General features: G+C 33.8%; 10 protein-coding genes. 2 read left to right on the top strand and 8 right to left on the bottom strand.

Annotated elements, in window-relative coordinates; genetic code table 11:
* Positions 1 to 288: 288 nt before the first annotated feature.
* From ybeY to meaB, 3 genes are all read right to left on the bottom strand, one after another.
* Positions 289 to 702, bottom strand: coding sequence for an rRNA maturation RNase YbeY (gene ybeY / locus ACH2CJ_RS15830; protein WP_394993926.1), 414 nt, complete (start codon positions 700 to 702; stop codon positions 289 to 291).
* Between the two features lie 138 nt (positions 703 to 840).
* Complete coding sequence (locus ACH2CJ_RS15825; protein ID WP_394993925.1) at positions 841 to 3,177, bottom strand: RND family transporter; 2,337 nt, start codon at positions 3,175 to 3,177, stop codon at positions 841 to 843.
* A 179-nt stretch (positions 3,178 to 3,356) separates the two neighbouring features.
* Positions 3,357 to 4,337, bottom strand: a complete 981-nt coding sequence (gene meaB, locus ACH2CJ_RS15820; RefSeq protein WP_394993924.1) for a methylmalonyl Co-A mutase-associated GTPase MeaB — start codon at positions 4,335 to 4,337, stop codon at positions 3,357 to 3,359.
* A 108-nt stretch (positions 4,338 to 4,445) separates the two neighbouring features.
* Here meaB and ACH2CJ_RS15815 point away from each other — a divergent pair, with 108 nt between their 5' ends.
* Positions 4,446 to 5,162 carry an SDR family NAD(P)-dependent oxidoreductase gene (locus ACH2CJ_RS15815; protein ID WP_394993923.1) on the top strand — a complete coding sequence of 239 codons (717 nt, stop codon included), beginning with the start codon at positions 4,446 to 4,448 and terminating at the stop codon, positions 5,160 to 5,162.
* 133 nt (positions 5,163 to 5,295) lie between these two features.
* Entirely contained in the window at positions 5,296 to 6,096 is an 801-nt protein-coding gene (locus tag ACH2CJ_RS15810; RefSeq protein WP_394993922.1) for a hypothetical protein, read from the top strand.
* Here ACH2CJ_RS15810 and ACH2CJ_RS15805 read toward each other — a convergent pair.
* The 5 genes from ACH2CJ_RS15805 to ACH2CJ_RS15785 all read right to left on the bottom strand — a co-directional run bounded on the left by ACH2CJ_RS15805 (position 6,090) and on the right by ACH2CJ_RS15785 (position 10,361).
* Positions 6,090 to 6,782, bottom strand: a complete 693-nt coding sequence (locus ACH2CJ_RS15805; protein ID WP_394993921.1) for a 2-C-methyl-D-erythritol 4-phosphate cytidylyltransferase — start codon at positions 6,780 to 6,782, stop codon at positions 6,090 to 6,092. The two genes, ACH2CJ_RS15810 and ACH2CJ_RS15805, sit on opposite strands and share 7 nt — an antisense overlap.
* A gap of 49 nt (positions 6,783 to 6,831) precedes the next feature.
* Positions 6,832 to 7,884 carry a tRNA preQ1(34) S-adenosylmethionine ribosyltransferase-isomerase QueA gene (queA, locus tag ACH2CJ_RS15800; protein ID WP_394993920.1) on the bottom strand — a complete coding sequence of 351 codons (1,053 nt, stop codon included), beginning with the start codon at positions 7,882 to 7,884 and terminating at the stop codon, positions 6,832 to 6,834.
* Positions 7,885 to 8,170: 286 nt separating this feature from the next.
* Positions 8,171 to 8,974, bottom strand: coding sequence for a PhzF family phenazine biosynthesis protein (locus ACH2CJ_RS15795; protein ID WP_394993919.1), 804 nt, complete (start codon positions 8,972 to 8,974; stop codon positions 8,171 to 8,173).
* A 71-nt stretch (positions 8,975 to 9,045) separates the two neighbouring features.
* Positions 9,046 to 9,768 (bottom strand): gliding motility-associated ABC transporter permease subunit GldF, encoded by a 723-nt coding sequence (gene gldF / locus ACH2CJ_RS15790; protein ID WP_394993918.1) that lies wholly within the window; start codon positions 9,766 to 9,768, stop codon positions 9,046 to 9,048.
* A gap of 77 nt (positions 9,769 to 9,845) precedes the next feature.
* Positions 9,846 to 10,361: a DUF4199 domain-containing protein gene (locus ACH2CJ_RS15785; protein ID WP_394993917.1), complete on the bottom strand. Its 516-nt coding sequence runs from the start codon at positions 10,359 to 10,361 to the stop codon at positions 9,846 to 9,848.
* Positions 10,362 to 10,443 lie beyond the last annotated feature (82 nt).

Raw genomic sequence — 10,443 nt, 5'->3', positions numbered from 1 at the left:
TCTCTTTTCTATGCTGTTAATCGGTTTTTAGCAAATTTAGGCAAAAATGTAACAATCAATTTTTCAGATTTTAATCTAAACTAATTTTGCCCAAGTACTCATAAAATGAAATTTTTAATCAAAACACAGTCAATTTTAATTATTAAACCTAGTAAGTCGATTTGAAATTATCAGGTCGCAAATGTATGGTTTTACTCAAATAAACATATCTTAGATTTTTTATTCTTACTTTCCATTTAATAAGCCGTTTGTGTAATTACTTATTTCATCACTAGACAATCATGCTTTTTACCAGAGATTTAAATAAAATTCTTCTTTCATTCGCATCAGTTTTTCATCCTCTACAGATTTATCAAAATAGCCACAAAGATGTAAAACGCCGTGTACCAGTACACGCCGCAATTCTTGCTCAAATGGGCTATTGAAATCTTTTGCATTGTCATTTACTCGGTCAATACTAACGAAAATATCACCTTCAATAAGATTCTCTATCTCCGAATTATCAAAAGTTATGATATCTGTCAAAGTATCATGGTCGAGATATTTGAGGTTTATTTTATGAATATATTCGTCTGAACTAAATATATAATTGATTTCGGCAAGTTCAAATCCTTCGGCAATAATGGTTTCTTTAAGCCAACGTTTTATTTTAGTTGGATGCTTTACTTTGAATTCTATTTCTTCACAATGAAAATTTATCATTTAAATGCTGTTTTTAAGTAATATTTTCAAAAATACTTCGTGTAGCTTGATTATCAACTTTTTTCTGTAAAAAATGAAAGAGACTCTTCTTTTACAGAACAGCCTCTTTTGTGCAAAAGTTTAATGTTTTTTTGCTATTTATTTACTTCTTTTTTTATCTAAAGTCATAATAAATGCTGGTAAAAGTATTAGGTTTGAAATCATTCCCATTAATAAGGTAATCGAAACTAAAGTACCAAGATAGACAGTTCCTTTAAAGTTTGATGCAGCAAAAATGCCAAATCCAAAAAACAAAATAATGGCCGTATAAAACATACTTATACCGGTGTACATAATAGTTTCGGTGATGGCTTGAGATACAGTTTTGTTATGATTTTTCATTTCATCTTTATACTTTGTTAAGAAGTAAATGGTACCATCCGACGAAATTCCGAAGGCAATACTAAATACTAATGTTGTAGTAGGTTTCAGAGGAATACCAAAATATCCCATCACGCCCGCCGTGATAATTAAAGGAATAATACTTGGAATGGTCGAAATCAAAATCATTCTAAAATCAAAAAACTGAGTTGCCATCACGATACTTACCAACAAAATAGCCCAAAGTGTACTTTCAACTAAATTTTGTAGTAAATAGTCGTTTCCTTTCATAAAAACTACACCATTCCCGGTTATTTTGGCATCAATTTGTTCTTCTTTTGGTAACCAAACTTTAGCTTCTTTATCGTAATTAAAGATTGTATCAATTTTGGGTTGTAAGATTTCAACCAACTGCCTGATACGTACAGTTCCAGCGTCGCCACACTGAAAACTTACCCTCGTAAATCGTTTAGTACTATCAATAAATGGGGCAGCAAGACTTTCCTTTCCCTTCACCGTCCCACCATATTCTGCCAACTTTTGTAGTTCTAAAGCTCCAGGTAATTGAAAATATTTGGGGTCACCACCACGATAACCCTGATAAACTAATTTGATTGCTTCAACCAATGAAATCGGATTAGTAAAATCTTTATATTTTGCAAATTCACGTTGCATGACCTTGATTTTATTCAAAATCTGTGGATTAAGCACACCATTCTCACGTTTAGTATCAATCACCACTTCAAAAGGAACAATACCATGAAAATGCTTTTCAATAAATTTTAAATCAGCATAAATTGGGTCTTTTTTTGGCAAATCATCTACTATGTATCCAATGGCTTTTAGGCGAGTCATACCAATCGTAAAAATAATCAATAAGGCCCCGATAGACCAATACAAAATTGTACGTTTAGTATGAACAATGCGATTGACAAACCTCAAAAAATGGGTTATATTTTTGTTGTCCAAATGCCTTACATTTTTAGCACTTGGCGAAGCAGAATAACTCAAAAGTGTAGGAACAAGTATCAATGAAATTGCCCAAGTGGACATAATACAAATGGCAGCTACTAAACCAAATTCAAGTAAAAGAGGGCTTCCTGTAAAGTAAAATACAAAAAAACCAATTGAAGTTGTAACATTGGCAAGAAAAGTGGTTTTACCAATTTTTTCAATTGTAACTGCCAATGCCCGCATTTTATCGCTGTGTTTCAGAAACTCTTCTTGAAATTTGTTGACAATAAAAATGGTATTTGGAATGCCAATAACAATAATTAATGGCGGAATGAGACCCGTTAAAATAGTAATTTTATAGCCCAATATTACAATATATCCTACTGACCATACGACTGAAATAATAACTAAAAGTGCGGTAATTAACACTACTTTAAATGAACGCAAAAACAGATATAAAATACCGATAGTGACCAAAAATGCCAGTCCAAGAAACATAGTCATTTCTTTTGAAACCTTTGAAATGAAGTTTGTTCTGATAAATGGCATTCCAGAAAAGTGTACATCTATGCCAGTTTTCTGTCCAAACGCTTCCGCTGCTGCTTGTACCTCTCGTGATGTTGCTATTCGGCCTTTACTATTTAATTTAGCTTGGTCGAATGTAACAGCCATCAAGTGAGCTTTGCCGTCGGTACTATATATAATACCTTTATAGAAAGGCAATTGTGCAATTTGAGCCTTGATAGAGTCAACTTCTGTTTGAGTTGTAGGTCTTTGAGATACAATTGGAGGGAATATAAACTTCTTTAGACTGTCGTCTTTCTTTACACTAAATAGCCTTGTGTTCGATAAAACATTCTTGATTCCTTCTATGTTTTTGATTTTTTTATTCAAATCATACCATTCATTGAAAGTATTAAGCTCATAAATTTTATCAGTTTCAATGGCAATCACCATCACATTTCCATCTTCACCAAATCGTTGTTTGAAATCTTCATAAATTTTAAAATTTTCATCACTTTTCGGTAAAATCCTTGCCAGCTCATACGACATCGTAATTTTCGATGCCATGAAACCCATAAATAGTGTTGTAAAGAAAACCACCGTCAGCCAAATTCGACGATTTTTTAATATGATTTTTGAAATGTTATACCAGAACATATTTTATTGGACAGATGAATGCAATAAGTAAATGATTGAATGTTTATAATGATAGAATAATAAATCTGCTCACTTAACAATAGACTATAAAACGTCCCAAAATTACAACTTTTTAGCAAATTGTATTGTAAGAACTCCTGTAAACTTAATAATAAATATGAATGATTGGTTGTTTAAATTTATTCAATCAATGAAAATAATGCCTTTGCTCCTTGAATTGGCAATAACTCACCCGACAAGACTTTTTCTTCAATTGTAGGGATAATCTTTTTAATTGATTGATTATCAAAGAATTTACTTTCTAAGCTTTGTCTTATATAAGAGTACATCCAAGCCAAACTTTGCTCTTGACGGTTATTTTTCCAAAAACCATTTTCTTGCATTTTTGAAGAAAATTCCAAAACTATTTCCCAAATTTCTGTAAGACCAGTTTTTTCTAAAGCTGAACAAGTAAGCACAGGTGGGTACCACTTGTTTGGCGTAGGAGGATAAAGATGTAAAGCATGAACATATTCCATTCGAGCATTTTTTGCTTTTTGTACATTGTCTCCATCGGTTTTTGTGATGACAACTACATCAGCCATTTCCATAATTCCTCGTTTGATTCCTTGTAGCTCATCACCTGCTCCCGAAAGCATTAGTAATAAAAAGAAATCAACCATACCTTTTACTACTGTTTCAGACTGCCCAACGCCCACTGTTTCAACAATAATCACTTCAAAACCTGCTGCTTCACACAATAATATTGTTTCGCGGGTTTTGTTTGCTACGCCACCAAGCGAATTTCCTGAAGGAGATGGGCGAATATAAGCGTTTGACTCATGGGAAAGTTCTTCCATGCGAGTTTTATCGCCCATAATGCTCCCACTTGTCCGCTGACTGCTCGGGTCGATTGCAAGTACCGCTATTTTTTTGTGTTGAGTAGTAATATTTTTACCAAAAGCTTCAATAAAAGTGCTTTTGCCAACACCAGGCACTCCCGTAATGCCAATTCGGATAGATTTTCCTGAAAAAGGCAGAATTTTCTCCAAAACTTCTTGAGCCAAACTTTTATCTTGAGCCAATTGGCTTTCAATCAAAGTAATAGCTCTGCTAAGAATTATTCTATCACCAGCCAAAATCCCTTTAATGTATTCGTTAGCAGAGAGTCTTTTTTGCATGAAATATATTTTGAGTATTGAATGAATTTCTTACATTTGACCAACAAAGATAAGCAAACTACAGAAGTATTCTACTTGATTTTCCTGTAATCACATTTTACTTTAACCATGAAAATAATAATCATTGGTGCAACAACAGGCATTGGACGTTCATTGGCACAACTTTATGCTTCCAAAGGCTATGAAATCGCTATTACTGGCAGAAGAATTGCTTTGCTAGAAGAAATAAAAGAATTATTTCCAAATACAAAAATTCATGTTCGAGCAATGGATGTAACTGATTATGAAGTATCAAGAAAAACAATGCAAGACCTTGCAATTGAAATGGGTGGTTTTGATATTGTCATTATTAATGCAGGTGTGGGTTTTCCGAAAGCCACTTTTGAACAAGAAATAGAAACAATCAATATCAATGTTCGTGGTTTTATGGCTTTGGCAAATTGGACTTATCAATATTTTCAGCAAAATGGTGGAGGGCAATTGGTTGGAGTTTCTTCTTTGGCGGCTCTTACGGGTAGTGCGTATGCTCCCGAATATCATGCTTCAAAGGCATTTATGACTAATTACATGTCGGGTTTGCGAATGCGTTCGGCAAAGTACAAGCATCAAATTGCTGTAACTGATATTCGTCCAGGTTTTGTAGATACCCCCATGACCAAACAAAATAAAGGAATGTTTTGGGTTTCAACTTCCGAAAAAGCTGCTCTTCAAATTGCTGAGGCGGTTAGCTCGAAAAAGAAGGTAGCATATATTACTAAAAGATATTATTTAGTAGCAATTTTACTTAAAATAATGCCAGAATGGCTTTTAGTAAAAGTATTTTGAATCCTTTGGCTGATATTATGCAGCATCAAGACGATTTTGTTCGTCATTGAAATTGGAAATACAAATATTATTCTGTTCTGATAATAACAATGACGAACTTTTTTTGGTTTAATAAGGAAATAATTTCAAAAATATGCGAAAAATAGCATTCATTTTATTTTTATGTATCATTTCTTTTTCCTGCAAAAAAGATGAGCAATCGCCTATTTGCCAACTGACAAAGTTCATTACAGAATATCCTGCTACAAATTTAATTCACTATGATTTGATTACCGTGAAAGATAATCGCATAGAGTTGATAAATAGTTACGATGTAAAAAATGCAAAAGATACATCAGGTCGGATTAAGATATTTTATGAATATAATTCTTTGGGTAAAGTTTCTGCTTTTCGTGATGAATCGAATATCAATAAAATATCTCGATTTGATTTGACTTATGACACATCTGGAATGGCAATTAAATCTACACAAAAGACTAATGGAGTAATAAATGATGAAATTGTTTTTGAATATGATGCTCAAAAACGTCCAATAAGTGCAACAGGATTGAGATTATTGGGTGTCAATCGGAGCATAGAATATGATGCAAATGGAAATCCTTATCGAATATATAGGTCAGATTATGGCAGTTTACCAACTTTGAATGAACATACTTTTGATGATAATCGTAATTTTTTTGAAGGAATTCCTGAGATTCGTTTGTATTGGCTCATTCGCCCTCTTTATGCCTTTATCCCTTTTGGAGGTAACAATATTCGTTCAACAAAATTTTTCACTCTTAAAGGTACAGAATTAAAAGAAGTGCCAGAACTCCGAACTATCAGGGAAACGTCAGCCAACGAACGAGGTTTTCCAATATCAATGAAAATTATTCTTGAAAACCAAAATAAAACGCTTTCTGCTGAATCGAAGTTTGAATTTAACTGTCAATAGTTATTTGCCAGCACTGCTTCTGCAACAATCATATCTTCAGGTGTTGTAATTTTAATGTTTTCGTAAGCACCATCAATTAAGGTTATTTTTTCGCCCGAATACTCCAGAACGCTGGCACAATCGGTAAAAAAACTTTGCTCTTCTACTTCAAATGCCTTCTTGATTAAACCTATACGAAATGTTTGAGGGGTTTGTATAAGTTTCAACTTGGTGCGGTCAAGTGCCAAATTTTCGCCATTGCTATTTACTTCTCTTACCGAATCTTTTACCCAAACACTGGCAACAGCGGTGCCATATTTTTCTGCTACCAAATACGAGTTTTGAATTATTTCAAGATTTACCAAAGGTCTTACTCCATCATGAACAGCCACCAAACCATCAGATTTAATTTGGCTCAAACCATTCTTGACAGACTGAAATCTTGTAGCTCCACCAACGATAATGATGAGTGAATCTGTATTTTTTTGAACAATAGAATTTGAATGGGCGATTTTGTGCCAATATTCAATGTCGTTTTTGGGAAGAACGATAATTAGTTGAATATCAGGTATTTGCAGGAATTTTTCAACAGTATGTAATAAAATTGGTTTGCCAGCCAGTGGTAAGAATTGCTTGGGAGTTTCGCTTTTCATACGACTACCACTACCGCCAGCTACAATTATTGCAAATTTTTCATGTGAATTCATCTGAGCATAAAAAAGCCCTCGCCAGCTCGCTGGCGAGGGTTGAGTGGGGCTACAATATCAACATCACATCACCATAAGTAAAGAATTTGTATTTTTCTTTGATGGCTTCGTTGTAAGCGTGCATAATTAACTCATGTCCACCAAATGCACAAGCCGTCATCAATAATATTGATTCTGGTAAATGAAAATTGGTCAAAAGAGCATTGGTAATTTTAAACTCAAATGGAGGAAATATAAACTTATCTGTCCAACCATTGTCCACTGGTTTTAAATGGTCATTTGCCGAAACCGACGATTCAATCGCTTTCATGGAAGTTGTACCTATCGCACAAATTCTCGCTTCATTGTCAATCGAGCGATTCACAATATCGCAAGTGCTTTGAGGAATAAAGAAATTTTCTGAGTCCGTTTTGTGTTTTGTCAAATCTTCAACATCTACTTGGCGAAAAGTACCAATACCAATGTGCAAAGTGATTGGGCAAAAGTTTATACCTTTGAGTTCCATTCGGCGTTGAACATTTTTTGTGAAGTGCATACCTGCAGTTGGGGCTGCTACTGCACCTTCGTTTTCGGCAAAAATAGTTTGATAACGCACACGGTCTTCATCAGTCACAGGTCGTTTGATGATGTCAATCGGGAGGGGAGTTTCACCTAATTCATGAACAGCCTTCATCATGTCTTCGTGCGAACCATCAAACAAAAAACGAATAGTACGACCACGAGAAGTTGTGTTATCAATTACCTCTGCAACCAAATCACTATCACCAAAATATAATTTATTACCAACACGAATCTTGCGAGCAGGATCAACCAAAACATCCCAAAGTCTCATCTCACGGTTTAACTCACGTAGTAAGAAAACTTCAATTTTTGCTCCTGTTTTTTCTTTTGAACCATATAAACGTGCAGGAAAAACTTTTGTATTATTGACAACCATGGTATCTTTCTCACCAAAATAATCAACAATGTCTTTAAACATTTTGTGTTCGATTTTTTTGGTTTTACGATTTATAACCATCATGCGACCTCCATCACGTTGTTCGTGTGGGTGCATTGCAATAAGACTATGCGGAAGGTCAAGTTTAAATTCTGAAAGTTTCATCTTAATTTATTCCCAATTCTGTTAGTTAACAGAGACTTTTTGTTTGATCTCATTCATGTTTTGGGGTGCTTTTATCTTACATGAAGAAATTTAGGCGAAGAAATATTACTCAACCTAATACTTTTAGGTCGTAAAGGTACAACATCGAGATAGGGGGTGTCAAGTGTTTTGAGATATTTGTTTTTAGAATCATTATCCAACAGTCAATAATTTATGGTTTTACTTACCAAATAAGAAAAAGCATAGTTTATTGCTATCGACAATTATAAAAGAAACTATTTTTGTTTTATACAATAATTTTCCCTTTCAGAAATAGCTTTCCTTTTCCTGCCATCAAAACTCTATCGCCAGCTAATTTACATTTTAGGAAGCCTTTTCGTGCAGAAATTTGTTCAGCAATAAGTTCATTTTTACCCAAAATGTTTGCCCAATATGGTACTAATTTAGTATGAGCCGAACCAGTTACAGGGTCTTCATCAATGCCTGAGCCGGGAGCAAAAAACCTTGAAACAAAGTCTAAACGTTTAGATTTAGCTCTTGCTGTTATTATTACACCACGAGCTTTTACTTGTTTTAAAGTATTGAATATAGGCGAGATTTCTTCTATATCTTTCTGAGATTTATAAACCAATAAATAATCGTCGGAAGCTCGGTAAATTTCTATTGGTTGTTTACCAATGCCTTCTATTAAGCCTTCGGGTGCTTCAGATGGAGCAATTGTTTGTGAAGGAAAATCTAATTCAAGCCAATTTCCATCTTTTCTGACTTTCAAAACACCACTTTTTGAGTCAAAAAGAATGGTTTGTTCTGCATTTTTTAAAACATTGAAAATGACAAATGCAGTAGCCAAAGTAGCGTGTCCACATAAATTGACTTCAATGGTGGGAGTGAACCAACGAATATGAAAACGATTCGAAGTTTGATCTTTTTCGGATTGCACAAAAAAAGCAGTTTCAGAAAGATTATTTTCAGAAGCAATTTTTTGCATCAATTCGTCGGATAACCAAGTTTTTAGAGGAACTATGGCTGCTGGATTTCCACCAAAAAGTTTATCGGTGAAAGCATCTACTTGATAGATTGGAAGTTGCATATAGCCAATAATTGAATGAGTGATTTTAAGTGTATACGAGTGAATGATTTTCGAAAACTTACATCAAAAACCTATTTTTTCTTTGCAGTTAATTGTAGTTTTGTTAAAAAAAGCATCAAGAAAATTATGCTTACTAAAAACAAAACATTGCGTGAGTCAATCAGTCCTCTTCCAAGTGAATCGTAATGATAGCTTAATCCCAAATAATTAATAAAATATTGAGTTGTTCCATTAAAAATATTGGCAAATTGATTGATTCCGTCGTAGAGAAAATAACTTAAAACGGCTCCGATAATAAATGCAACTATCTGATTATCAGTCATTGACGATGCCCAAAGCCCAATGGAAGCAAATACTCCGCCAAGTAGTAAAAGTCCTAAATAAGAACCCAAAACTGCCGCCGAATCAATATTTCCTTTCGGATTTCCTAACTGATAAATAGAATAATAGTATAATAATGTAGGTAATAATGCAACAATAATCAAGAGAAAAGTTGCGAAAAATTTCCCTAAAATTATCTGCCAATTGGTCAGAGGTTTTGTAAAAAGCAACTCTATTGTTCCAGTTTTAAATTCTTCCGAAAATGACCGCATTGTAATTGCAGGAATCAAGAAAACAAATATAAAAGGTGTCAGTTGAAAGAAATTATTCAAATCGGCATAGCCATAATCCAATATATTTGAATCAAAAAACCATGTAAAAAGTCCAACAAGCACCAAAAATACACCGATTACGATATAGGCAACAAGAGAATTGAGAAAACTATTGAGTTCTTTTCGGAAGATAGCGAGCATTATAAACTGGATTTGCGATTTTTTGAATTTACGAACTTGAATTAATTATAGACTATCGTCTGTTGTCTATTGACCAATCAAAATTCAACGTCGGGTTTACTATTCTTGATAATAGCAGAAACGATTAATGAAAATATAAATCCAAATAGTACATAACCCAGAATGCCAAACAAAAATATTAGACTGGGCGAGGTAAATTTTGCTGCCATTTCCATTGCTTGATCTACCTGCTCAGATGACATTCCTCTTGATTCCATTTGATCTCTTTGCAGGTCACTCATTTGCTGCATAATAGTTGTATCGATGAAATTAGTATAAATATAACTAAAAATTGAGCCAATTAAACCTGTAACGGCACTCATCAACGTACCAACACCAAGACCTTCACTAAAGCTCATAAAACCATTGTTCAATAATTTAAACTCACGCAAAGCCATAATTATTCCAATTAAAAGCAATATAAAACTTATCCAGGACAGAGATGGATTTTTGAAAAGAGCTGTCATGTATAAAATGACGGTATAAATAATAATCAGGATTGCTGTAACTAAGCCCCATTTGAGAGCAATGCGTGCGGTAGATGGCTTTTCCATGATAATGGTTTAGGGTTAAATTTAGAAGTAAAAATAGAAAAAAACTATGATATTGTGAATGTATGTCGCCTAAAAATTATTG

The sequence above is a fragment of the Emticicia sp. genome (assembly GCF_043780375.1).
Lineage (GTDB): Bacteria > Bacteroidota > Bacteroidia > Cytophagales > Spirosomataceae > Emticicia.
The sequence above is the reverse complement of the archived record's forward strand: the minus strand, read 5'-3'. Positions and strand labels throughout refer to the sequence as shown.

What these genes read in the sequence shown, in the direction of transcription:
- ybeY (WP_394993926.1), bottom strand. Translation starts at nt 702, where the DNA reads ATGATAAATTTTCATTGTGAAGAAATAGAATTCAAAGTAAAGCATCCA.
- ACH2CJ_RS15825 (WP_394993925.1), bottom strand. Translation starts at nt 3,177, where the DNA reads ATGTTCTGGTATAACATTTCAAAAATCATATTAAAAAATCGTCGAATT.
- meaB (WP_394993924.1), bottom strand. Translation starts at nt 4,337, where the DNA reads ATGCAAAAAAGACTCTCTGCTAACGAATACATTAAAGGGATTTTGGCT.
- ACH2CJ_RS15815 (WP_394993923.1), top strand. Translation starts at nt 4,446, where the DNA reads ATGAAAATAATAATCATTGGTGCAACAACAGGCATTGGACGTTCATTG.
- ACH2CJ_RS15810 (WP_394993922.1), top strand. Translation starts at nt 5,296, where the DNA reads ATGCGAAAAATAGCATTCATTTTATTTTTATGTATCATTTCTTTTTCC.
- ACH2CJ_RS15805 (WP_394993921.1), bottom strand. Translation starts at nt 6,782, where the DNA reads ATGAATTCACATGAAAAATTTGCAATAATTGTAGCTGGCGGTAGTGGT.
- queA (WP_394993920.1), bottom strand. Translation starts at nt 7,884, where the DNA reads ATGAAACTTTCAGAATTTAAACTTGACCTTCCGCATAGTCTTATTGCA.
- ACH2CJ_RS15795 (WP_394993919.1), bottom strand. Translation starts at nt 8,974, where the DNA reads ATGCAACTTCCAATCTATCAAGTAGATGCTTTCACCGATAAACTTTTT.
- gldF (WP_394993918.1), bottom strand. Translation starts at nt 9,768, where the DNA reads ATGCTCGCTATCTTCCGAAAAGAACTCAATAGTTTTCTCAATTCTCTT.
- ACH2CJ_RS15785 (WP_394993917.1), bottom strand. Translation starts at nt 10,361, where the DNA reads ATGGAAAAGCCATCTACCGCACGCATTGCTCTCAAATGGGGCTTAGTT.